This is a genomic window from Streptomyces sp. NPDC034099 (genome assembly GCF_055575415.1).
The window spans coordinates 410,757-434,162 of record NZ_JBVISR010000002.1 but is presented as its reverse complement, the minus strand read 5'-3'; the positions used below and the strand labels follow the sequence as shown (position 1 = coordinate 434,162).

Annotated in this window: 18 protein-coding genes and 2 tRNA genes; 17 read left to right on the top strand and 3 right to left on the bottom strand. The window is 69.5% G+C overall.

Features of this window, described 5'->3' with window-relative positions; genetic code table 11:
- Positions 1-32 precede the first annotated feature (32 nt).
- Complete coding sequence (locus ACZ56V_RS06985) at positions 33-521, top strand: HD domain-containing protein (RefSeq protein WP_356359722.1); 489 nt, start codon at positions 33-35, stop codon at positions 519-521.
- 9 nt (positions 522-530) lie between these two features.
- On the opposite strand, the gene ACZ56V_RS06980 is transcribed toward ACZ56V_RS06985, so the two are convergent.
- Positions 531-1,691 carry an acyltransferase family protein gene (locus ACZ56V_RS06980; RefSeq protein ID WP_398910899.1) on the bottom strand — a complete coding sequence of 387 codons (1,161 nt, stop codon included), beginning with the start codon at positions 1,689-1,691 and terminating at the stop codon, positions 531-533.
- A gap of 712 nt (positions 1,692-2,403) precedes the next feature.
- Here ACZ56V_RS06980 and ACZ56V_RS06975 point away from each other — a divergent pair.
- Positions 2,404-2,598 carry a hypothetical protein gene (locus ACZ56V_RS06975; protein ID WP_104633591.1) on the top strand — a complete coding sequence of 65 codons (195 nt, stop codon included), beginning with the start codon at positions 2,404-2,406 and terminating at the stop codon, positions 2,596-2,598.
- A 98-nt stretch (positions 2,599-2,696) separates the two neighbouring features.
- Here ACZ56V_RS06975 and ACZ56V_RS06970 read toward each other — a convergent pair.
- Positions 2,697-2,767 (bottom strand) — tRNA-Gly (locus ACZ56V_RS06970).
- A gap of 162 nt (positions 2,768-2,929) precedes the next feature.
- On the opposite strand from ACZ56V_RS06970, the gene ACZ56V_RS06965 reads away from it, so the two are divergent.
- The 5 genes from ACZ56V_RS06965 to clpX all read left to right on the top strand — a co-directional run bounded on the left by ACZ56V_RS06965 (position 2,930) and on the right by clpX (position 7,808).
- A tRNA-Pro gene (locus tag ACZ56V_RS06965) sits at positions 2,930-3,006 on the top strand.
- A gap of 170 nt (positions 3,007-3,176) precedes the next feature.
- Positions 3,177-4,580 (top strand): trigger factor, encoded by a 1,404-nt coding sequence (gene tig / locus ACZ56V_RS06960; protein WP_356359744.1) that lies wholly within the window; start codon positions 3,177-3,179, stop codon positions 4,578-4,580.
- A 383-nt stretch (positions 4,581-4,963) separates the two neighbouring features.
- Complete coding sequence (locus ACZ56V_RS06955) at positions 4,964-5,569, top strand: ATP-dependent Clp protease proteolytic subunit (RefSeq protein ID WP_059302418.1); 606 nt, start codon at positions 4,964-4,966, stop codon at positions 5,567-5,569.
- 50 nt (positions 5,570-5,619) lie between these two features.
- On the top strand, positions 5,620-6,330 hold the full coding sequence (locus ACZ56V_RS06950) for an ATP-dependent Clp protease proteolytic subunit (protein ID WP_398910902.1): 711 nt from the start codon (positions 5,620-5,622) through the stop codon (positions 6,328-6,330).
- A 191-nt stretch (positions 6,331-6,521) separates the two neighbouring features.
- Positions 6,522-7,808: an ATP-dependent Clp protease ATP-binding subunit ClpX gene (clpX, locus tag ACZ56V_RS06945; RefSeq protein WP_003976182.1), complete on the top strand. Its 1,287-nt coding sequence runs from the start codon at positions 6,522-6,524 to the stop codon at positions 7,806-7,808.
- Positions 7,809-7,884: 76 nt separating this feature from the next.
- On the opposite strand, the gene ACZ56V_RS06940 is transcribed toward clpX, so the two are convergent.
- Positions 7,885-8,889 (bottom strand): hypothetical protein, encoded by a 1,005-nt coding sequence (locus ACZ56V_RS06940; protein ID WP_398910903.1) that lies wholly within the window; start codon positions 8,887-8,889, stop codon positions 7,885-7,887.
- Between the two features lie 138 nt (positions 8,890-9,027).
- Here ACZ56V_RS06940 and ACZ56V_RS06935 point away from each other — a divergent pair, with 138 nt between their 5' ends.
- The 10 genes from ACZ56V_RS06935 (at position 9,028) to ACZ56V_RS06890 (ending at position 23,242) form a co-directional block, all read left to right on the top strand.
- Entirely contained in the window at positions 9,028-11,652 is a 2,625-nt protein-coding gene (locus tag ACZ56V_RS06935; RefSeq protein ID WP_398910905.1) for a valine--tRNA ligase, read from the top strand.
- 292 nt (positions 11,653-11,944) lie between these two features.
- Positions 11,945-13,468, top strand: coding sequence for a bifunctional tetrahydrofolate synthase/dihydrofolate synthase (gene folC / locus ACZ56V_RS06930; protein WP_468939910.1), 1,524 nt, complete (start codon positions 11,945-11,947; stop codon positions 13,466-13,468).
- Between the two features lie 6 nt (positions 13,469-13,474).
- Entirely contained in the window at positions 13,475-13,831 is a 357-nt protein-coding gene (locus tag ACZ56V_RS06925) for a DUF4233 domain-containing protein (protein ID WP_104633586.1), read from the top strand.
- Between the two features lie 114 nt (positions 13,832-13,945).
- Positions 13,946-14,359 (top strand): nucleoside-diphosphate kinase, encoded by a 414-nt coding sequence (gene ndk, locus ACZ56V_RS06920; RefSeq protein WP_356867991.1) that lies wholly within the window; start codon positions 13,946-13,948, stop codon positions 14,357-14,359.
- A 319-nt stretch (positions 14,360-14,678) separates the two neighbouring features.
- Positions 14,679-15,698, top strand: a complete 1,020-nt coding sequence (locus tag ACZ56V_RS06915; protein ID WP_007449816.1) for a rod shape-determining protein — start codon at positions 14,679-14,681, stop codon at positions 15,696-15,698.
- A gap of 182 nt (positions 15,699-15,880) precedes the next feature.
- Positions 15,881-16,924, top strand: a complete 1,044-nt coding sequence (gene mreC / locus ACZ56V_RS06910) for a rod shape-determining protein MreC (RefSeq protein WP_468939905.1) — start codon at positions 15,881-15,883, stop codon at positions 16,922-16,924.
- Positions 16,925-16,937: 13 nt separating this feature from the next.
- Positions 16,938-17,609 (top strand): rod shape-determining protein MreD, encoded by a 672-nt coding sequence (gene mreD, locus ACZ56V_RS06905; RefSeq protein ID WP_398910912.1) that lies wholly within the window; start codon positions 16,938-16,940, stop codon positions 17,607-17,609.
- A 98-nt stretch (positions 17,610-17,707) separates the two neighbouring features.
- Positions 17,708-20,005 (top strand): penicillin-binding protein 2, encoded by a 2,298-nt coding sequence (gene mrdA / locus ACZ56V_RS06900; protein ID WP_468939902.1) that lies wholly within the window; start codon positions 17,708-17,710, stop codon positions 20,003-20,005.
- The gene (rodA, locus tag ACZ56V_RS06895) at positions 20,002-21,201 is read left to right on the top strand and encodes a rod shape-determining protein RodA (protein ID WP_104633582.1); all 1,200 of its coding nucleotides are present in this window, start codon (positions 20,002-20,004) and stop codon (positions 21,199-21,201) included. The genes mrdA and rodA overlap by 4 nt, the downstream gene beginning before the upstream one ends.
- 91 nt (positions 21,202-21,292) lie before the next feature.
- A complete protein-coding gene (locus tag ACZ56V_RS06890; protein WP_398910916.1) occupies positions 21,293-23,242 on the top strand; it encodes a TIGR03960 family B12-binding radical SAM protein in 1,950 nt (649 codons plus the stop codon).
- Positions 23,243-23,406 lie beyond the last annotated feature (164 nt).

The window sequence follows — 23,406 nt, the reverse complement described above, 5'->3', positions numbered from 1 at the left end:
CGCCCCACGGCCCGCGCCGACATACTGGGCCCATGCCGCCCTCCTCCCACGACTCCGGACCCGGCTCCGGACCGCCCGTCCCGCCGCTCTCGCTGGCCGAGGTCGAGGCCACCGCCCGCGCCGCCCACGCCGGACAGACCGACAAGGCGGGCCGGCCGTACGCCGAACACCTGCGGGCCGTCGCCGAGGGCGTACGGGAGCGCGGCGGCGACGACGAGCAGATCGCGGCCGCCTGGCTGCACGACGCCGTCGAGGACGACGCGCTGACCGAGCGCCGGCTGGACGAGGCGCCGCTGAGCCGCCGTACCAAGGACATCGTCCTGGCCCTCACCAAGCGGCCGGGGGAGCCGCCCGAGGCGTACGCCGCGCGCATCCTGGCCACCCCCGGCGCGCGGCTGGTCAAGGAGGCGGACCTGGCGCACAACGCCGACCCCGCGCGGCTGGCCGTCCTCGACGAGGCCACCCGCACACGACTGGCCGAGAAGTACACGCGCATGCGCGCACTTCTCGGCCAGGGGTGACCACCGGTCCTAGACGGAGACCTTCTCGCCGCTGCCGTTCGGCGCGGCGGGCGCGGTGGCCGTGTCGCGCGCCCCGGACCGCTCCCGCTTCTCACGGCCCCGGGCGGCGTCACCGGGGTCCCGCTTGAAGGCCCAGTCCATCTTCGGCTCGACCACGTAACGCAGCACCCGCTGGACGGGCTTGGTGCACAGCAGGGTGACGGCGCCGGCGCCGAGGACGGTGAGCCCGATCTCGCCGAGCGGCTGGTCCAGGAAGGAGTGCTGGAACCAGCCCGTGTAGGTGCCCTCCTTCACCAGGAAGCCGTGCAGCAGGTAGCCGTAGATCGTGCCGGCGCCGAGCGCCGTGAACCACATGCGCCGGCCGGGCACCCAGGCGAAGAAGCACGCGGTCAGCACCACGGAGCAGCCGAAGAGCGCCAGCGTCAGGACGGGCCCGGACCACCAGGGGGCGCCCGTGTCCTGCATGGCGGCGTTGCGGTAGAACCAGCCGGTCTCCATGCGCGGCACCGACCACCAGGCGATCACCAGCGCCGCCGCGACCACCGGCACGGACAGGATCCGCACCGCGCGGCGCCGCACCAGCTGGAAGTGCTCGGGGCGCAGTACCAGACCCAGCACGAAGCACGGCAGGAACTGCAGCACCCGCTGCATGTTCAGGTCGTTGCCCACGCTGGGCGTCACGGAGGCCAGCGCGGCGATGCCGAGGGCGATCGGGAGCGGCCAACGGACCGTCTGCCAGATGGGGGTGGTCAGCCGCCAGACGAACAGCGCGCACAGGAACCACAGGAGGTAGGTGGGGTCCAGCAGGCTGAAGTCGCTCTGCGGGTCCTCGCTGACGCGGCGGTGCAGCGTGTAGGCGACCTCGAAGACGAGGTACGGGACGGCGACACCGGTGATCAGCCGTTTGACGCGCTTGGGGCTCAGGTCGAAACTGCGCGAGAAATAGCCGGAGATGACGATGAACGCCGGCATGTGGAACGTGTACAGGACCCGGTAGAGGGTCTCCACGGTCCGGTTCCCGTCCAGGATCTGTCCCCAGGCGTGGCCCACACCGACCAGCACGATCGCCAGGTACTTGGCGTTGTCGAAGAACGCGTCGCGCTGCCGGCTCGGCGGGGAGGGCGGGGACGGCGACTTCCGGTCGCCCTGCGGTCGCAGCGAGCTAGTCATGCAACCCCCCGCCGAGAACCCGGCGAGCGGTCACAGGACCTCGCTGCTCTGGTGGGGGACGAGGCAGCGTAGAACATCTGAGGCACCCTAGCGTTCTCCGTGGGAATCCGTAAAACCCTCGACGTCATTCCCGCATTTCGGGTCTTGAGTACGGTGTGAGTACCGTTCGACTACCCCGGTATTTCGGGAACTCGGCCTCTCCGGTCGCGTGACCGCTTCCACATCCCCGGCGCGTCGCCGCGCGTCCAAGCCCCGGCTGGAGCACCCCACTTGTCATGACACGTCGTGACTAAACGGCGCATAAGACCGGCGGGCGACTCCGCTGGAATGTCCGCTTCAATACCCTTACGGGCCTCATGGGTGAGCCTGTGATCTCCCTGTGATGACCCTGTCGGCGTACCTGTCGATGTGCCGCCGATGTCCTCGCCGATGTGTCCGCCGCGACAATTCGAAATATCTGCGAACGCGTTGTGTGGACATGGAAACGAAGTGACTCGAATTCCCCGTACGGGTGGCCCATCGAAATTCCGTACGGATCGCGGTGGTGGGCCGCGCCCGCGCGCGCGGGGGAGCACGCCGTCGACGTAACCGGCCGGACGATGTGTCACCTGCCGCATGACGGGGCCCGGTTGGTGGCACGATGGTTCTGGCGGGGGTGTGCGGTGCCGCACCTCCGGGCGGGAGTGCGGACCGACCGAGGGTGTGATCAGTTGTGGCCATTTCACTGTCAGTGGTGCTGCTCTTGGGGATCATCCTGGTGGTACTGCTGCGGGGAGGCTCGATCAAGGCGGGGCCGGCGATCGTCGCGGTCCTCTTCGGCTTCTTCCTGGCCTCGACCGGCATGGCCGACGACATCCAGCGCTTCCTGGACTCGATAGCGAGGACGATCAACGACATCCAGTTCTAGCCCGCCGCTGCCAGGCCCCCATGCGTCCCGGGCAGCCCCCGGACCGCACAAAGGCCTCCGGCCCGATCCCCTGGGGGACCGGGCCGGAGGCCTCTCGGAGCGGGCGACGGGAATCGAACCCGCGTAGCCAGTTTGGAAGACTGGGGCTCTACCATTGAGCTACGCCCGCACAGCACGCGCCGCGGGTCGGTGACCGCGGCACTGCACGCATCGTAGCGGGTCGTCCCCCCTCACCGCACACCCCTTCCGGTCCGTGCCGGACCTTCACGGACGCTCGGGAAACCCTGCGGCCCCGGTGCCTGGCGGCATGTACCCTACGTGTCGCACCAGACGGGGTGTGGCGCAGCTTGGTAGCGCGTCCGCTTTGGGAGCGGAAGGCCGTGGGTTCAAATCCCGCCACCCCGACCACCGACCGATCCACCGAGTGATCGCCTTTTGGGCCGTGTAGTCGCTGCCGTTACTATGCAAGCTGCACGCCCGTGTGTCATCAGCGTCTGAAGTCTCCGGGCGGCGAAATTTGCCGGACACTCTCTGGTTCCGGCAGAACCGAAGAAGTCAGCCACCAAGGAGACCGAACCGTGAAGAGCGCCGTGGAGACCCTGAACCCGACCCGGGTTCGGCTCACTGTCGAGGTGCCCTTCGAGGAGCTCAAGGACAGCCTCGACGCGGCGTACAAGAAGATCAACCAGCAGGTCACGGTGAAGGGCTTCCGCAAGGGCAAGATCCCGGCCCGGGTCATCGACCAGCGGTTCGGCCGCGGTGCGGTTCTGGAGGAAGCGGTCAACGACGCGCTTCCGAAGTTCTACACCGACGCGGTCAACGAGGCCGAGCTGAACCCGCTCGGCCAGCCCGAGGTCGACATCACGGAGCTGAAGGACGGCGAGACGCTGAACTTCACCGCCGAGGTCGACATCCGTCCCTCCATCGAGATCCCGGACTACTCCGGCATCGAGGTCGAGGTCGACGCCGTCGAGGTCAGCGACGAGGACGTCGAGAAGTCGGTGGAGCAGCTGCGCGAGCGCTTCGCCTCCACTTCCCCGGTCGAGCGCGCCGCCGCCGACGGCGACGTGATCACCATCGACCTGCAGGCCAAGGTCGACGGCGAAATCCTCGAGGACGGCGTCGCCGACGGTGTGTCCTACACCATCGGCTCCGGCGAGCTGCTGGACGGCATCGACGACGCCGTGAAGGGCCTGGAGGCCGGTGGCGAGGCCACCTTCACCTCCGAGCTCAAGGGCGGCTCGGCGGCCGGCAAGGAGGCCGAGGTCACCGTCAAGGTCACCCAGGTCGCCGCGCGCGAGCTGCCCGAGCTGGACGACGACTTCGCGCAGCTCGCGTCGGAGTTCGACACGCTGGAGGAGCTGCAGGCCGACAGCCGCAAGCGCCTGGCCAACATGAAGCAGTACGACCAGGCCACGCAGGCCCAGGAGCGCGTGCTGGACAAGCTGCTCGAGCTGGTCGAGGTCCCGGTCCCCGAGAAGCTCCTCGAGGACGAGATCAACACCCGCAAGCACAACCTCGAGCACCACCAGCTCGGCCAGATGGGCCTCGACCTCGAGAAGTACCTGGAGCTCCAGGGCAAGACCGCCGAGGAGTTCGAGACCGAGACCCGCGAGGCCGCGGTCAAGGGCATCAAGACCCAGTTCGTCCTCGACGAGCTGGTCAAGCAGGAGAAGCTCAACGTCAGCCAGGAAGAGCTGACCGAGCACCTCATGCGCCGCGCCGCCTCCTCCGGCATGTCCCCCGACCAGTTCGCCCAGGCCGTCGTCGAGCAGGGCCAGGTCCCGCTCCTCGTCGGCGAGGTCGCCCGCGGCAAGGCCCTGGCCGCCGTGGTCGAGAAGGCCACGGTCAAGGACACCAACGGCGAGATCGTCGACCTGGACGACGAGGAGGACGAGGAGACGGAGGCCACCGAGGCCGCCGCCGAGTCCACCGACGCCGAGAAGGCCGACGACAAGGCCGAGGAGAAGACCGAGGGCTGACCCCCTCGCGCCGTTCCCGACGGGTGTGAAACGGGCCCCGGACGTCTGACGCCGGGGCCCTTTCGCTTACGGCCGGACAGCGCCGCAAGGGGCGCGGGGCTGTATCACTGTGCGGCTCCGCCGCGTGGGCGCGACCAGCCACAGACGGCCCGCACCCGGCGACGTACACCTACCGCAGGGGCGGGATCCCGCAACCGCACCCTCGCGGAGCGCTACGCCCCCGGCGAACACCCGCAGAACCGGGATGGCACCGCACGGTCACCGCGTTAGGGTCCATGAATACGAGGGCAGGGGAGTCCCCGAAAGCGGCTCCAGCCCCGCAGGGAAACGTGAGACGGCCCGGCGCCGTCGTAAGACGAGCAGGTGGATACGTGACGAATCTGATGCCCTCAGCCGCCGGCGAGCCCTCTATCGGTGGCGGCCTCGGCGACCAGGTCTACAACCGACTGCTCGGCGAGCGGATCATCTTCCTCGGCCAGCCGGTCGACGACGACATCGCCAACAAGATCACCGCACAGCTGCTGCTCCTTGCCTCCGACCCGGACAAGGACATCTTCCTGTACATCAACAGCCCGGGCGGTTCGATCACGGCCGGCATGGCGATCTACGACACCATGCAGTACATCAAGAACGACGTGGTGACGATCGCGATGGGTCTCGCGGCCTCCATGGGGCAGTTCCTGCTCAGCGCGGGCACCCCCGGCAAGCGCTTCGCGCTGCCGAACGCCGAGATCCTGATCCACCAGCCTTCCGCCGGCCTCGCCGGTTCGGCCTCGGACATCAAGATCCACGCCGAGCGGCTGCTGCACACCAAGAAGCGCATGGCCGAGCTGACCTCCCAGCACACCGGCCAGACGATCGAGCAGATCACCCGCGACTCGGACCGCGACCGCTGGTTCGACGCCTTCGAGGCCAAGGAGTACGGCCTCATCGACGACGTCATCGCCACGGCCGCCGGCATGCCGGGCGGCGGCGGCACGGGCGCCTGAGCCATCCTCCGCCCCGAGCCGACCGCCTCAGCCCCTTTACAGGAGACACTGTGAACGACTTCCCCGGCAGCGGCCTGTACGACCGCATGAACGCCACACAGGACACGCGCGCCGCCTCCCAGGGCCGCTACACCGGCCCGCAGGCCGAGTCCCGCTACGTCATCCCGCGCTTCGTCGAGCGCACCTCGCAGGGCGTGCGCGAGTACGACCCGTACGCGAAGCTCTTCGAGGAGCGGGTGATCTTCCTCGGCGTCCAGATCGACGACGCCTCGGCCAACGACGTCATGGCGCAGCTGCTGTGCCTGGAGTCGATGGACCCCGACCGGGACATCTCGGTCTACATCAACAGCCCCGGCGGCTCCTTCACCGCGCTCACGGCCATCTACGACACGATGCAGTACGTGAAGCCGGACGTCCAGACGGTCTGCATGGGCCAGGCCGCCTCCGCCGCCGCCGTCCTGCTGGCCGCCGGTACGCCGGGCAAGCGCATGGCCCTGCCGAACGCCCGCGTCCTGATCCACCAGCCGTACAGCGAGACCGGCCGCGGCCAGGTCTCCGACCTGGAGATCGCCGCCAACGAGATCCTCCGGATGCGCTCGCAGCTGGAGGAGATGCTGGCCAAGCACTCCACCACGCCGGTCGAGAAGATCCGCGAGGACATCGAGCGCGACAAGATCCTCACGGCCGAGGACGCGCTGAGCTACGGCCTGATCGACCAGATCATCACCACCCGGAAGATGGACAACTCCTCTCTCCGCTAGGCGGGAGGCTGTATCGTCTGCCGCTCCTTGGCACGGTTTGACGCGATTCACGTCAAAGGGAACCGTGCCAAGGGGGGCCCGGACGAGGGGCCCGGCAAGGTACCGTCGGACATAAGGCAGCACCAGGAGTCCGCCCGCCGTTGACGTGACGTCGACGTCCGGGAGTCTCCCAGGCGAAGGGGAAGCACACCGTGGCACGCATCGGTGACGGCGGCGATCTGCTCAAGTGCTCGTTCTGCGGGAAGAGCCAGAAGCAGGTCAAGAAGCTCATCGCAGGGCCCGGTGTGTACATCTGCGACGAGTGCATCGACCTCTGCAACGAGATCATCGAGGAGGAGCTGGCCGAGACCAGCGAGGTGCGCTGGGAGGAGCTCCCGAAGCCCCGCGAGATCTACGAGTTCCTCGAGAGCTACGTGGTCGGCCAGGAAGCGGCCAAGAAGGCCCTCTCCGTCGCGGTGTACAACCACTACAAGCGGGTCCAGGCCGGCGAGAACGGCGGCGCCCAAGGGCGCGAGGACGCCATCGAGTTGGCGAAGTCCAACATCCTCCTGCTGGGCCCCACGGGCTCCGGCAAGACCCTCCTCGCCCAGACCCTCGCCCGCATGCTGAACGTGCCCTTCGCGATCGCCGACGCCACGGCGCTCACCGAGGCGGGGTACGTCGGCGAGGACGTCGAGAACATCCTGCTCAAGCTGATCCAGGCCGCGGACTACGACGTCAAGAAGGCCGAGACCGGGATCATCTACATCGACGAGATCGACAAGGTCGCGAGGAAGAGTGAAAACCCCTCCATCACGCGCGACGTGTCGGGCGAGGGCGTCCAGCAGGCCCTGCTGAAGATCCTGGAGGGCACCACGGCCTCCGTCCCGCCGCAGGGCGGACGCAAGCACCCGCACCAGGAGTTCATCCAGATCGACACGACGAACGTGCTGTTCATCGTGGGCGGTGCCTTCGCGGGCCTGGAGAAGATCATCGAGGGCCGGGCGGGCGCCAAGGGCATCGGCTTCGGCGCGCAGATCCGCTCCAAGCGGGAGATCGAGTCCAAGGACCAGTTCGAGCAGGTCATGCCGGAGGACCTGGTCAAGTTCGGCATGATCCCCGAGTTCATCGGCCGGCTCCCGGTCATCACCTCGGTGCACAACCTCGACCGCGAGGCGCTCCTCCAGATCCTGGTCGAGCCGCGCAACGCCCTCGTCAAGCAGTACGAGCGCCTCTTCGAACTCGACGGCGTCGAGCTGGACTTCGAGCGCGAGGCCCTGGAGGCCATCGCCGACCAGGCCATCCTCCGCCAGACCGGCGCGCGCGGCCTGCGGGCCATCATGGAGGAAGTCCTCCAGGGCGTGATGTACGAGGTCCCGTCCCGCAAGGACGTGGCCCGCGTCGTCATCACCGCCGACGTGGTCCTCTCCAACGTCAACCCGACGCTGATCCCCCGGGATTCGCGCGGGCGCGGCCCGGGCGAGCAGAAGACGGCGTAGCCGCACCGTACGAACACACGTGGAAGGGGCCCGGTCACGGCGACCGGGCCCCTTCCACGCTGTGGTGGGTCGTGCGTCAGGCCTTGACGCGGACCTCGCCCCGCAGCTTCGTCGTCATGTCGACCGCGGTGTCCTTGTTCACCCCGGTGCCGGAGTTGTCGCCGGGCGAGACCATGGCGATCGTGCTGTAGTCGGCCCAGGCGCAGAACCAGTCGGTCGACTCCTTCTTGGTGAGCGCGTTGGTGGCCTTGGTCGACTGGCACTTGGCGACGGCGCCGTCGATCTCGACCTCCTCGGGCTCGCCGACCAGCTCGGCGTTCTGCATGCCGCCGGTGTCGCTGGTGGAGCTCTCCTTGACTTCCTTCTGGATGTTGGCGAAGAACTTGTCCAGGGTCGCCTGGGGGTCGTCGATCTTGCCGTAACCGCCCACCATGGTGAAGCCCTTGGCGGTCAGCAGCTCCGACTGGTCGGGCAGGGTGGACGGGTCCTCGGGGTCGTAGCCGCTGAAGTCGGCGGTCGACCACTGCCCGATCACGGCGGTGCCGTCCTTGACGCCGCTCTTCTCCATGTCCTTGGCGGTGTCGGAGTCGCCGCTCTCCTGGCCCTGGACCTTCGTGTACTCGCTGAGCGCCTTCGCCGGCGTCGTCAGCTTGTGGGCGCCGTCGTCCTCCAGGCCACCCGCGCCGCCGCCTCCGCCGATCACGAAGTAGGCCCCCACGCCGATCGCCGCCACGACGGCGACCGCGCCGATGATCAGACCGGCCTTCTTCTTGCCGCCACCGCCCGGAGCCGGGGGCTGCGGCATGCCGTACGGCTGCTGGCCGTAGGGCGGCTGCTGGCCGTACGGGGGCTGCTGACCGTACGCGGGCTGCTGGCCGTAGGGCGGAGCCTGCGGCGGGACGCCGCCCTGCTGGGGCTGCTGGGGGTAGCCGTAACCCGGCTGCGGGGGAGGCGTCTGCTGGGGGTAGCCGTAGCCGGGCTGCGGGGCCTGCGGCGGCTGCTGGCCGTACGGCCCCGGCTGACCGTACGGTCCGGGCTGCTGGGGCTGCCCGCCGTACGGGCCCGGCTGGTTGTGACTCATTCCTGGGTTCCCCCTCAGATGCTTTACGTGGTGCTGACATCCTGACTCAGGCATGGCGTGCGCAGGTCACCGGGGGCCGCACCGTTACAAATGAAACGGGTTTCGGGACAGGGCCGTGACGCCCGTAAACTGACCCCCGTGACCGAGAACTCTCAGCAGCCGCAGCCCGCACCCAGCACCGAACTGCCGACCCAGTACACGCCGGCCGAGGTAGAGGGGCAGCTGTACGAGCGCTGGGTAGAGCGGGGTTACTTCGAGGCCGACGCGAAGAGCGAGAAGCCGCCGTACACCGTCGTCATCCCGCCGCCGAACGTCACGGGCAGCCTGCACCTCGGGCACGCCTTCGAGCACACGCTCATCGACGCCCTGACGCGCCGCAAGCGCATGCAGGGCTACGAGACGCTGTGGCAGCCCGGCATGGACCACGCCGGCATCGCCACGCAGAACGTCGTCGAGCGGGAGCTGGGCAAGGAGGGCAAGTCCCGGCACGACCTCGGCCGGGAGGCCTTCGTCGAGCGCGTCTGGCAGTGGAAGAGCGAGTCCGGCGGCCAGATCAGCGGCCAGATGCGCCGCCTCGGCGACGCCGTCGCCTGGTCGCGTGAGCGCTTCACGATGGACGAGGGCCTGTCCCAGGCCGTCCAGACCATCTTCAAGCGGCTCTACGACGACGAGCTGATCTACCGCGCCGAGCGCATCATCAACTGGTGCCCGCGCTGTCTGACCGCGATCTCCGACATCGAGGTCGAGTACCAGGACGACGACGGCGAGCTGGTCTCCATGAAGTACGGGGAGGGCGACGAGACCATCGTCGTCGCCACCACCCGCGCGGAGACGATGCTCGGCGACACCGCCGTCGCCGTCCACCCCGAGGACGAGCGGTACAAGCACCTGGTCGGCAAGCAGATCAAGCTGCCGCTGACCGACCGCTCCATCCCGGTCGTCGCCGACGAGCACGTCGACCCCGAGTTCGGCACCGGCGCCGTCAAGGTGACGCCCGCCCACGACCCGAACGACTTCGAGATCGGCCGGCGCCACGACCTGCCCGCCATCGCGGTCATGGACGAGCACGCCGTCATCACCGCCCACGGCCCCTTCCAGGGCCTGGACCGCCTGGAGGCCCGCTCCGCCATCGTCGCCGCGCTGCGCGCCGAGGGCCGGATCGTCGCCGAGAAGCGGCCCTACGTCCACTCCGTCGGCCACTGCTCGCGCTGCAAGACCACCATCGAGCCGCGCCTGTCCATGCAGTGGTGGGTCAAGGTCGGCCCGCTGGCGAAGGCCGCCGGTGACGCGGTCCGCGACGGCAAGGTCAAGATCCACCCGCAGGAGATGGAGAAGCGGTACTTCGACTGGGTCGACAACCTCCACGACTGGTGCATCTCGCGTCAGCTCTGGTGGGGCCACCGCATCCCGGTCTGGTACGGCCCGGACGGCGAGGTCGTCTGCGTCGGGCCCGACGAGGAGCCGCCGAGCGGCGAGGGCTGGTACCAGGACTCCGACGTCCTGGACACCTGGTTCTCCTCCGGCCTGTGGCCCTTCTCCACCCTCGGCTGGCCCGAGCAGACCGAGTCGCTCGCGAAGTTCTACCCGAACTCCGTCCTGGTCACCGGCTACGACATCCTCTTCTTCTGGGTCGCCCGGATGATGATGTTCGGCCTCTACGCGATGGACGGCACCCCGCCGTTCCACACCATCGCCCTGCACGGCATGGTCCGTGACCAGAACGGCAAGAAGATGTCCAAGTCCTTCGGGAACGTCGTGAACCCGCTGGACTGGATGGACAAGTACGGCTCGGACGCCCTCCGCTTCACCCTCGCGCGCGGCGCCAACCCGGGCGTCGACGTCCCGATCGGCGAGGACTGGGTCCAGGGCTCGCGGAACTTCGCCAACAAGATCTGGAACGCCACCCGCTTCGCGCTGATGAACGGCGCGACGGTGGACGGCCCGCTGCCGGACGCGTCGAAGATGTCCTCGACCGACCGGTGGATCCTGTCCCGGCTGAACTCGGTGGTCGCCGAGGTCGACGCGTACTACGAGGACTACCAGTTCGCGAAGCTCTCCGACGCCCTGTTCCACTTCGCCTGGGACGAGGTCTTCGACTGGTACGTCGAGCTGTCCAAGACCACCTTCCAGGCGGGCGGCGAGGCGGCCGAGGTCTCCCAGCGCGTCCTGGGCGAGGTCCTGGACGTGACGCTGCGCCTGCTCCACCCGGTCGTCCCCTTCGTCACCGAGACGCTGTGGACGACGCTCACGGGTGGCGAGTCGGTCGTCATCGCCGAGTGGCCCACCGACTCGGGCTTCCGGGACGCGGCGGCCGAGCGGGAGATCGAGACCGTCCAGTCGGTGATCACCGAGGTCCGGCGCTTCCGTGCCGACCAGGGGCTCCAGCCCGGCCAGCGGGTCCCGGCCCGGCTGACCCTGACCGGCAGCGCGCTCGCGGCCCACGAGGCGGCCGTCCGTCAGCTGCTGCGGCTCCAGCCGGAGGGCGAGTCGTTCACGGCGACGGCGACGCTGCCGGTGGCGGGAGTCGAGGTGGCCCTCGACCTCTCCGGTGTCATCGACTTCGCGGCCGAGCGCAAGCGGCTGGCGAAGGATCTGGCGGCGGCGGAGAAGGAGAAGGCCCAGGCGAACGCCAAGCTCGGCAACGAGGCGTTCCTCGCCAAGGCGCCGGACCACGTCGTGGACAAGATCCGGGGCCGCCTGACCAAGGCGGACGAGGACATCGCCCGTATCCAGGCCCAGCTGGAGAAGCTGCCGGAGGCGTAACGCCCGTACGTCGATGAAGGCTCCCGGCGCCGTACTGGCACCGGGGGCCGTCACTTATCCAGGGGCGAGGGGCCTTATCGGTATGCGGCTCCGCCGCGCGGGCGCGACCGGCCACAACGGCGCCGCACTCGCCGCGAGACCCGGGCCACCCCCTCCGCCGGCGCCCCGCAGGGGGTCGCGCAGCCCGGCGCTGACGGGGTGCCGCTGCGCCCACCCGTGCCGCCCCAGCGGCACGACTGCCCGCAGCGGTGGGCACGACTGCCCGCGGGACGGGGTACGTAGACTGGTCCCCGTGAGCGACAACCCCGGCGAGAACGACCAGCCCGACCCCTCCGACCCCCTCGACTCCTTCGACGAGATCATCGACGCGGAGACCACCCGCGACCCCGACCTCGCCGTCATCGAGGCCGGCAGCCGCACCCTGCGCACCCAGGGCGGCCCCCCGGAGGCCGACGTCCCCGGGCGCCCGGAGGACCCCGAGGTGGACGCGGCGCTGCGTGCCGTGGAGACGGAGCTGGCGACCCGCTGGGGCGAGACCAAGCTGGAGCCGTCCGTCAGCCGGATCGCCGCGCTGATGGACGTGCTGGGCGAGCCGCAGCGCTCGTACCCCTCCATCCACATCACCGGGACCAACGGCAAGACCTCCACCGCCCGCATGATCGAGGCCCTGCTCGGCGCCTTCGAGCTGCGCACCGGGCGGTACACCTCGCCGCACGTGCAGTCGATCACCGAGCGGATCAGCCTGGACGGGGCGCCGATCTCCGCCGAGCGGTTCGTCGAGACGTACGACGACATCAAGCCGTACGTCGAGATGGTCGACGCGCAGCAGGAGTACCGGCTGTCGTTCTTCGAGGTGCTGACCGGCATGGCGTACGCCGCCTTCGCCGACGCGCCCGTGGACGTGGCCGTCGTCGAGGTCGGGATGGGCGGCTCCTGGGACGCCACCAACGTCATCGACGGGGACGTCGCCGTCGTCACCCCCATCGACCTGGACCACACCGACCGGCTCGGCGAGACGCCCGGCGAGATCGCGGTCGAGAAGGCCGGCATCGTCAAGCAGGACGCCACCGTCATCCTGGCCCAGCAGCCGGTGGACGCGGCGCAGGTGATGCTGAAGAAGGCCGTCGACGTCAACGCCACCGTGGCCCGCGAGGGGCTGGAGTTCGGCGTCGTCGCCCGCGAGGTCGCCGTCGGCGGGCAGCTGGTCACCCTGCGCGGGCTCGGCGGCGAGTACACCGAGGTCTACCTGCCGCTGCACGGCGCCCACCAGGCGCACAACGCGGCCGTCGCGCTGGCCGCCGTCGAGGCGTTCTTCGGCGTCGGCGCGCAGCGCCCCGAGCCGCTGGACATCGACACGGTCCGCAAGGCCTTCGCCTCCGTCGCCTCGCCGGGGCGGATGGAGGTGGTGCGGCGCTCGCCGACCGTGGTCCTCGACGCCGCGCACAACCCGGCCGGCGCCCGGGTCACCGCCGAGGCGGTGGGGGAGGCGTTCCAGTTCAGCCGGCTGATCGGTGTGGTCGGCGCCAGCGGCGACAAGAACGTGCGGGGGCTCCTCGAAGCCTTCGAGCCGGTCTTCGCCGAGGTCGTCGTCACCCAGAACTCCAGCCACCGCGCGATGGACGCCGACGAGCTGGCCGCGATCGCCGTGGAGGTCTTCGGCGACGACCGCGTCCAGGTCGAGCCGCGGCTGCCGGACGCCCTGGAGGCCGCGATCACGCTGGCCGAGGAGGAGGGCGAGTTCGCGGGCGGCGGTGTGCTCGTCACCGGTTCCGTCATCACCGTCGGCGAGGCCCGACTGCTCCTGAGGAGGGGCTGAGAAACCGTGCGTACGCTCTGTGCTTCGACTCTGATCGGCGAGTTCTTCGTGATCGGCTTCGCCGGGCTGGTCGCCATGAAGGACCCGGACCTGTCCGTGGGGACCGTGTGGACGGTCAGCGGCATCGCCATGGTCCTCAGCGTGCTGCTGTGCGGGGTCATCACCCGGCCCGGCGGGGTCGCCCTCGGCTGGGCGCTGCAGGTCGCGCTGATCGCCGCCGGCTTCGTGGTGCCGACCATGTTCTTCCTCGGCGCGGTCTTCGCCGCCCTGTGGTGGGCCTCCGTGCACTACGGGCGGAAGATCGACGAGGCGAAGGCGAGGTTCGCCGCCCAGGCCGAGGCCTCCGCGCCCGATCCCGCCTGAGGGGCGCGACCCGGCCGACGGACCGGTGTGCCTGACGCTGCGTGACGGGCGCCGCGACACGCCCGGTAACCTCATTCATCACCCGCACGACCGCACATCTCCAAGGGAGCCCTCGTGACCCAGCGCAGCCTCGTCCTCCTCAAGCCCGACGCCGTCCGTCGTGGCCTGACCGGCGAGATCATCAGCCGTATCGAGCGCAAGGCCGGCTGGCAGATCACCGCGCTGGAACTGCGCACCCTGGACGCCGAGACGCTGGAGCAGCACTACGGCGAGCACAAGGGCAAGCCGTTCTACGAGCCGCTGGTCGAGTTCATGGCGTCCGGGCCGGTCGTGGCGATGGTCGTGGAGGGCGAGCGGGTCATCGAGGGCGTGCGCGCGCTGGCCGGTCCGACCGACCCGATCGCCGCCGCCCCGGGCTCCATCCGCGGGGACTACGGTGTGATCGTCCGCGAGAACCTGATCCACGCCTCCGACTCCGAGGAGTCCGCCGAGCGTGAGCTGAAGATCTTCTTCCCGGGCCGGGTCTGATCCTCCTTCGGGACACGCCGGGAGCACCTTTTTTCTGACACCACGTCAGTCGAATGGACCGGGCGGAGCCGGGGCGGTCGCGCGAAAGCGACCGCCCTGTGGCATATGCGCGCCTGATCGGGGGAACGGATCCCACCGTTGGCCCGTCTCCACAAGCGAGGCGGTGCGCCATCTGCTGACAATGGCGGAGACCCTCGCGCAGTGTTCGCGAAAGCGCGTCTACGATGGAAGCCTCCACGCGTCACTGCACCCACTTCGCCGACCTGAAAAGCCCTCAAAAGCTCCTGGGAAGGCCAGTCGAATCCTGATGGGGAACTCAATGTCGTTCATCGGCCGTGACATGGCTGTCGACCTCGGGACCGCCAACACGCTGGTGTACGTCAGGGGTCGCGGGATCGTACTCAACGAGCCGTCCGTCGTCGCGATCAACACCAACACCGGTGGCATCCTCGCGGTCGGCGCCGAAGCGAAGAAGATGATCGGGCGCACGCCCGGCAACATCGTTGCCGTGCGTCCGCTGAAGGACGGCGTCATCGCCGACTTCGAGATCACCGAGCGGATGCTCCGCTACTTCATCCTGAAGATCCACAAGCGGCGTTATCTGGCTCGTCCGCGGGTCGTCGTCTGTGTGCCCTCGGGCATCACCGGCGTCGAGCGCCGTGCCGTCATCGAGGCGTCGTCCCAGGCCGGCGCCCGGCAGGTGCACATCATCGAGGAGCCCATGGCCGCGGCCATCGGCTCCGGCCTGCCGGTCCACGAGGCCACGGGCAACATGGTGGTGGACATCGGCGGCGGCACCACGGAGGTCGCGGTCATCTCGCTCGGCGGCATCGTCACGGCCCAGTCCATCCGCGTCGCGGGTGACGAGCTGGACAACGCGATCATCCAGCACGTGAAGAAGGAGTACAGCCTTCTGCTGGGTGAGCGCACGGCCGAACAGATCAAGATCACGATCGGTTCTGCGTACGACCTCGACTCCGACGAGCACACCGAAATCCGTGGCCGGGACCTCGTCTCCGGGCTGCCCAAGACCGTCGTCATCTCCGCCGCCGAAGTGCGCAAGGCGATCGAGGAGCCGGTCAACGCCATCGTCGACGCCGTCAAGACGACCCTCGACAAGTGTCCGCCGGAGCTGTCCGGCGACATCATGGACCGGGGCATCGTCCTGACCGGCGGCGGTGCGCTGCTGCGCGGGCTCGACGAACGGCTGCGCCGGGAGACCGGGATGCCGATCCACATCGCCGAGGACCCGCTGGACAGCGTGGCGCTCGGCAGCGGCAAGTGCGTCGAGGAGTTCGAGGCGCTCCAGCAGGTGCTGGACGCCTCGCCCCGCAGATGACGTCACACTTCGGTTCCGCCGTACGAGACGATCTCCTCTCGTGCGGCGGATCGTTGATATAGAGGGTTCCGGTACCGGATGCGCGTGAAGTGCCCGACGTACCGCATCACCTGAATTCCTGAACACCGCCACGTACATTCCGAGATTCCCGAATTTCGACGAGGAAGGCACGGCCGCCGCACGTGAGGGACACGAAAGAGAGCCGGCTGCTCCTGGTGCTGCTGATCGCCATCGCGTTCGCACTGATCACGGTGGACATCCGCGGCGGGGAGGACTCACCGGTCGACGGTGCCCGGCAGGCCGCGGCCAACGTCTTCGGTCCGATCGAGAACGGGGTCTCCTCCGCGGTCGACCCGGTCGGCAACGCGGTCTCCGCGATCCGCGACTCCGGCGACCGGCACGACCGGCTCTCCCGGCTGGAGACGGAGAACGCGGCCCTCAAGGCGAAGCTCGGCAGCGACGAGCGCGGCCGCAGCCGGCTGAAGCAGTTCGACAAGATGCTCGGACTCGCCGGGGCCGGGCAGTACGGCATCAAGGGCGCCCAGGTCATCGCCATAGGAGCCGCCCAGGGCTTCTCCTGGACCATCACCATCGACGCCGGCGCCAACGACGGCATCAAGCGCGACATGACCGTCCTCAACGGCGACGGTCTCGTCGGACGCGTGACCACCGTCGGCCCCCACACCGCCACCGTGCTGCTCGCCAACGACCCGGACTTCACCGTCGGCACCCGGATGGAGTCCGGCGACGAACTCGGCTTCGCCTCCGGGCAGGGCAGCCGCCCGCTGCGCGTCGAACTCCTCAACGGCAAGGCCGACGTCAAGAAGGGCGACCGCCTCGTCACCTTCGGCTCCCAGGCCGACAAGCCGTTCGTGCCGGGCGTGCCCGTCGGCACCATCACCCGCGTCGACCCCAACGGCGGCGACCTCACCCGCATCCTCGACGTCACGCCGTTCGTCAGCTTCACCAAGCTCGACATCGTCGGCGTCGTCGTCCAGGCCCCGGCGAAGGACCCGCGCGACACGGTGCTCCCGGAGAAGAAGCAGCCGAAGCCCACGCCGACCGTGACGGTCACCGTCACCCCGGGGGCCGACCCCGAGGGCCAGGCCCAGAACGACGAGGCCGGGCAGAACGACGCGACCGGGCAGAACGACGCGACCGGCCAGAACGACGCGACCGGTCAGAACGACCAGACAGAGCAGCAGAACGAGCAGCCCGAGCCGTAGGAGCCTTCACCCCATGCGCGTCAACCGGATCCTGCTGTCCGTCGCCCTGGTCGTCGTCGCCCTGGTGATCCAGGTCAGCGTCCTCGCCCGCCTCCACCTGCCCGGCGCCGTCCCCGACCTGCTGCTGCTCACCGTCCTGGGCCTCGCCCTGGTCTACGGCCACGTCGGCGGCGCCCTCGTCGGCTTCGGCGCCGGACTCCTCGCCGACCTCGCCCCGCCCGCCGACCACGCCGCCGGCCGCTACGCCCTCGTGCTCTGCGTCATCGGCTACCTCGCCGGTCTCGCCAGACCGGACAACGGACGGCTCCGCTCGGCCACCGGCCCCATGGTCGTCGTGGTCGCCGCCGCCATCGGCACCACCCTGCTCTACGCCGGCGTCGGTTCCCTCGTCGGCGACACCGCCGCCCGCCACGTCGGCCTGCCCAGCCTGCTGTTCACGGCCGCCCTGTACGACCTGCTGCTCGCGCCCTTCGTCGTCCCCGGCATCATGGCGCTCGCCCGGCGCGCCGAACACGACCCGCTGGCCGACACCAACTCCGCCGCCCAGAGCCCCGACATCTCCTCCGGCTGGCTCTCCGGAGGCACCGGCCTGCGCATCGGAAGGCAGCGCAACGGACTGCGGGTGAAGGCGGCACGCGCGCGCGTCGCCCGCGCCGGACGCATCAAGGGGGTCAAGCGGCTGTGACGGCCTGCCAGCACACCAGTACCTACTTCGTCAGGGGGAGGCAGCAGTGACCGCCCACCCGTCGCCCGCCACCACCCTCAACCGGATGGGCCGCGCCCATGACTAACATTCCCGAGACCGGCCGCAGCACCCGCGTCCGGACCCGGCTCGTCGTCATCCAGATCCTCGTCCTCTCCCTCCTCGCCACCCTCGGCGGACGGCTCTGGTACCTCCAGATCCGCCAGGGCGACGAATACGCCGAGGAAGCCTCCGGCAACCACGTCCAGCAGGTCGTCCAGCCCGCCACCCGCGGCTCGATCCTGGACGCCCGCGGGGTCGCCCTCGCCGACAACGAGACCCGGCTCGTCGTCTCCGCCTCCCGTACCGACCTGCTGAAGATGCAGGACGACGGCAAGGCCGTCCTCACCAAGCTCGCCGGCGTCCTCGGCATGAAGCCCCAGGACGTCATCGACAAGGTCCGGCTCTGCGACGCCGAGACCCCCCAGCCCTGCTGGAACGGCTCGCCCTACCAGCCGATCCCCGTCACCGACGAGGCCACCGTCAAGCAGGCCCTGCAGATCCGCGAGCGCGCCGAGGACTTCCCCGGCATCACCGCCGAACCCATGGCCGTACGCCGCTACGCCGCGCCCGGCAAGTCCAACACCGCCCAGGTGCTCGGCTACCTCTCGCCGGTCACCGACGAGGAACTGCAGCAGGCCCAGGACACCGACTCGCCCTACCTGCGCTCCGACCAGGTCGGCCGCTCCGGCCTGGAGCGCCAGTACGACAAGGCCCTGCGCGGCAAGGCCGGCGTCACCCGCTACGAGGTCGACAACCTCGGCCGCGTCATCGGCGAGGCCGAGTCCGACGCGGGCACCCCCGGCTCCAACCTCGTCACCAGCATCGACGCCCGCGTCCAGCGGGTCGCCGAGTACGAGCTGAACGAGGCGATGAAGGCCGCCCGCAAGGAGATGGACCGCAACACCAACCGCACCTACGAGGCCGACTCCGGCGCGGTCGTGGTGATGGAGGCCAAGACCGGCCGCGTCGTCGCCATGGCCTCCAACCCCGACTACGACCCCAACGCCTGGGTCGGCGGCATCTCCGCCAAGGACTACAAGAAGCTCACCGGCAAGGACTCCAACTACCCGCTGCTCAACCGCGCCATCCAGGGCCAGGCGGCCCCCGGCTCCATCTTCAAGGTGGTCTCCTCGGCCGCCGCGGTCGAGGCCGGCTACGACTTCGACGGCAACTACGACTGCTCCAGCGCCTACGACGTCGGCGGCCAGGTCTTCAAGAACTTCGAGTCGGCCAACGAAGGCATGATCAGCATCGGCCGCGCCCTGGAGCTCTCCTGCGACACCGTCTTCTACCGCCTGTCCCACCAGGAGTGGAAGAAGGACGGCGGGATGAACCCCAAGCACCCCAACGACTACTTCTACAAGGCCGCCCACCAGTTCGGCCTCGGCGCCAAGACCGGCATCGACCTCCCCAACGAGGTCACCGGCCGCGTCCCCGACCGCCAGTGGAAGCAGGACTACTGGAAGGCCAACAAGGACGCCTGGTGCAAGTCCGGCAAGAAGGACGGCTCCTACGTCGAGAAGATCGCGTACGAGAACTGCCTCGAAGGCAACAAGATGCGCGCCGGTGACTCCATCAACTACTCCATCGGCCAGGGCGACACCCTCGTCACCCCCATCCAGATGGCCACCATCTACTCGGCCATCTCCAACGGCGGCACCCTCTACGACCCGACCATCGGCAAGGCCGTCGTCAGCCCCGACGGCAAGAACGTCCGCGAGATCCGGCCCACGGCGCACGGCAAGCTGCCCATAAGCAAGACCACGCTGGCCAAGATGGACGAGGCCCTCGCCGGCGTCGCCAGCCGGGGCACCGCCGCCTGGCGGTTCGCCCAGGTGGGCTGGCCGCAGGAAAAGATCCCGATGCACGCCAAGACCGGTACCGCCGAGGTCTACGGCAAGCAGACCACGTCCTGGTTCGCCACGTACACCAAGGACTACTCGATCGTCATGACGATCTCCCAGGGCGGCACCGGCTCCGGCGCCTCGGGCCCCGCCGTCCGCAACATCTACGACGCGCTGTACGGCGTCTCCGACGACGGCGACATCGACCCGAAGAAGGCCCTGCTGCCCAAGCCGCAGGCGAGCCTTCCGAAGATCAAGACGGACGGCACCATCCTCTCGCCGAAGATGCCGGGGGACGTCGTCAAGGAACTCCAGCCCGACGAGAAGGCCTCCCCGGACGAGGAGTACGCCCCCGTGGAGGAAGGCGACCAGCCGGCGACCACCCCCAACCAGAACGGCCAGAACCGCGACACCCGCCGCCACCGACGCCGAGGCGGCGCCCGCGGCGCCCGGCGGGGCGGCAACGCGAGAAGCCGGGGGGCGCGCGCATGACCGGGGCCAACAGCTTCCAGGTCTCCGGCTACGGCCCCGAGAAGGCCGGCTGGACCCGCCTCTTCGCCCGGGACTCCATGGCGCGGCGGCTCGACTGGCCGATACTGCTGGCCGCCGTGGCGCTGTCCCTGATGGGCTCGCTGCTCGTCTACTCCGCGACCCGCAACCGCACCGAACTCAACCAGGGCGACCAGTACTACTTCCTCACCCGGCACCTCCTGAACACCGGCATCGGCCTCGCCCTGATGGTCGCCACCGTCTGGCTCGGCCACCGCGCCCTGCGCACCGCCGTGCCGCTCCTCTACGGCGCCTCCGTCTTCCTGATCCTGCTGGTGCTCACCCCGCTCGGCTCGACCATCAACGGCGCCCACTCCTGGATCAAGCTCCCCGGAGGCTTCTCCCTCCAGCCCTCGGAGTTCGTGAAGATCACCATCATCCTGGGCATGGCGATGCTGCTGGCCGCACGCGTCGACGCGGGGGACCGGCCCCACCCCGACCACCGCACCGTGCTCCAGGCCCTGGGCCTGGCCACCGTGCCGATGCTCATCGTGATGCTCATGCCCGACCTCGGGTCGGTCATGGTCATGGTCATCATCGTGCTCGGCATCCTGCTCGCCTCCGGCGCCAGCAACCGCTGGATCTTCGGACTGCTCGGCGCCGGCACCGCCGGGGCGCTCGCCGTGTGGCAGCTCGGCATCCTGGACGAGTACCAGATCGCCCGCTTCGCCGCCTTCGCCAACCCCGCCCTCGACCCCGCGGGCGTCGGCTACAACACCAACCAGGCCCGCATCGCCATCGGCTCCGGCGGACTCACCGGCTCCGGCCTCTTCCACGGCTCCCAGACCACCGGCCGGTTCGTCCCCGAACAGCAGACCGACTTCGTCTTCACCGTCGCCGGCGAGGAACTGGGCTTCCTCGGCGCGGGCCTCATCATCGCCCTGCTCGGCGTGGTCCTCTGGCGCGCCTGCAAGATCGCCCGCGGCACCCCCGACCTGTACGGCACGGTCGTCGCCGCCGGGATCGTCGCCTGGTTCGCCTTCCAGACCTTCGAGAACGTCGGCATGACGCTCGGCATCATGCCGGTCACCGGCCTGCCCCTGCCCTTCGTCTCCTACGGCGGCTCCTCCATGTTCGCCGTGTGGATAGCGGTCGGCCTGCTCCAGTCGATCACCGTGCAGAGACCCATGTCGGCGTAGCCCGGCACCCGCCCGGTGAGCGGTAAAGGGGACCGTCCCGGCCGGGTTAGGCTGGATGGTCCCCCCTGTCCGCACACAAAGGTCCCGTGAGATGCCTGCCGAAGCCACCCAGGCCGCCGAGTCCGTGTTTCCGCAGCTCGAAGCCCTGCTCCCGCATGTGCAGAAGCCGATCCAATACGTCGGCGGAGAGCTGAACTCCACGGTCAAGGACTGGGAATCCTGCGACGTCCGCTGGGCCCTGATGTACCCCGACGCCTACGAGGTCGGCCTGCCCAACCAGGGCGTCATGATCCTCTACGAGGTGCTCAACGAGCAGCAGGGCGTCCTCGCCGAGCGCACCTACAGCGTGTGGCCGGACCTGGAGGAGCTGATGCGGGAGCACTCCGTCCCGCAGTTCACCGTCGACAGCCACCGCCCGGTCGGCGCCTTCGACGTCTTCGGCCTCTCCTTCTCCACGGAGCTGGGCTACACCAACATGCTCACCGCCCTGGACCTGGCGGGCATCCCCCTGGAGGCGAAGGACCGCGGCATCGACGACCCGGTCGTCCTGGCCGGCGGCCACGCCGCCTTCAACCCCGAGCCGATCGCCGACTTCATCGACTGCGCCGTCATCGGCGACGGCGAGCAGGCCGTCCTGGAAGTCACCGCGATCATCCGCGCCTGGAAGGCCGAGGGCCGCCCCGGCGGCCGCGAGGAACTCCTCCTGCGCCTGGCCAAGACCGGCGGCGTCTACGTCCCCGGTTTCTACGACGTCGAGTACCTCCCCGACGGCCGTATCGCCCGCGTCGTCCCCAACCGCTCCGGCGTCCCGTGGCGGGTCAGCAAGCACACCGTCATGGACCTCGACGAGTGGCCCTACCCCAAGCAGCCCCTCGTCCCGCTCGCCGAGACCGTCCACGAGCGCATGTCCGTGGAGATCTTCCGCGGCTGCACCCGCGGCTGCCGCTTCTGCCAGGCCGGCATGATCACCCGCCCGGTGCGCGAGCGCTCCATCACCGGCATCGGCGAGATGGTCGACAAGGGCCTCAAGGCCACCGGCTTCGAGGAGGTCGGCCTCCTCTCCCTCTCCTCCGCCGACCACACGGAGATCGCCGACGTCGCCAAGGGCCTCGCCGACCGGTACGAGGAGGACAAGATCGGCCTGTCCCTCCCCTCCACCCGCGTCGACGCCTTCAACATCGACCTGGCCAACGAGCTGACCCGCAACGGCCGCCGCTCCGGACTCACCTTCGCCCCCGAGGGCGGCTCCGAGCGCATCCGCAAGGTCATCAACAAGATGGTCTCGGAGGACGACCTCATCCGGACCGTCGCCACGGCCTACGGCAACGGCTGGCGCCAGGTGAAGCTGTACTTCATGTGCGGCCTGCCCACCGAGACCGACGACGACGTCCTCCAGATCGCCGACATGGCCACCCGCGTCATCGCCAAGGGCCGCGAGGTCTCCGGCTCCGGCGACATCCGCTGCACGGTCTCGATCGGCGGCTTCGTCCCCAAGCCCCACACCCCCTTCCAGTGGGCCCCGCAGCTCTCCGCCGAGGAGACCGACGCCCGCCTCCAGAAGCTCCGCGACAAGATCCGCGGCGACAAGAAGTACGGCCGCTCCATCGGCTTCCGCTACCACGACGGCAAGCCCGGCATCGTCGAGGGCCTCCTCTCCCGCGGCGACCGCCGCCTCGGCGCCGTCATCCGCGCCGTCTACGACGACGGCGGCCGCTTCGACGGCTGGCGCGAGCACTTCTCCTACGACCGCTGGATGGCCTGCGCCGACAAGGCCCTGGAGCCGACCGGCGTCGACGTCGACTGGTACACCACCCGCGAGCGCGGCTACGAGGAGGTCCTCCCCTGGGACCACCTCGACTCCGGCCTCGACAAGGAGTGGCTCTGGGAGGACTGGCAGGACGCCCTCGACGAGACCGAGGTCGACGACTGCCGCTGGACCCCGTGCTTCGACTGCGGGGTGTGCCCCCAGTTCGACACATGGCCGCAAACGGGCCCGACGGGCAAGAAGCTGCTGCCGCTGACGGTCAAGAAGTCAGACTGACCTGCAGATACGGGGGAGTTGGGGATGACTGAGCCACTGCGGCGCATCGCTGAGGCTGTGGCGGACGCCACAGAGGATGAGGTGGCCGCGGTGGTCGGTTCGCTTGGGGCGGTGAAGGCACGGCAGTCGAACCGAGACGCTCTCCGAACGGCTCTGCCGGCCGC

Coding starts and splice junctions, on each gene's coding strand:
- ACZ56V_RS06985 (WP_356359722.1), top strand. CDS start 33: ATGCCGCCCTCCTCCCACGACTCCGGACCCGGCTCCGGACCGCCCGTC.
- ACZ56V_RS06980 (WP_398910899.1), bottom strand. CDS start 1,691: ATGACTAGCTCGCTGCGACCGCAGGGCGACCGGAAGTCGCCGTCCCCG.
- ACZ56V_RS06955 (WP_059302418.1), top strand. CDS start 4,964: ATGCCCTCAGCCGCCGGCGAGCCCTCTATCGGTGGCGGCCTCGGCGAC.
- ACZ56V_RS06940 (WP_398910903.1), bottom strand. CDS start 8,889: ATGAGTCACAACCAGCCGGGCCCGTACGGCGGGCAGCCCCAGCAGCCC.
- ACZ56V_RS06915 (WP_007449816.1), top strand. CDS start 14,679: ATGTCGTTCATCGGCCGTGACATGGCTGTCGACCTCGGGACCGCCAAC.
- mreD (WP_398910912.1), top strand. CDS start 16,938: ATGCGCGTCAACCGGATCCTGCTGTCCGTCGCCCTGGTCGTCGTCGCC.
- mrdA (WP_468939902.1), top strand. CDS start 17,708: ATGACTAACATTCCCGAGACCGGCCGCAGCACCCGCGTCCGGACCCGG.
- rodA (WP_104633582.1), top strand. CDS start 20,002: ATGACCGGGGCCAACAGCTTCCAGGTCTCCGGCTACGGCCCCGAGAAG.
- ACZ56V_RS06890 (WP_398910916.1), top strand. CDS start 21,293: ATGCCTGCCGAAGCCACCCAGGCCGCCGAGTCCGTGTTTCCGCAGCTC.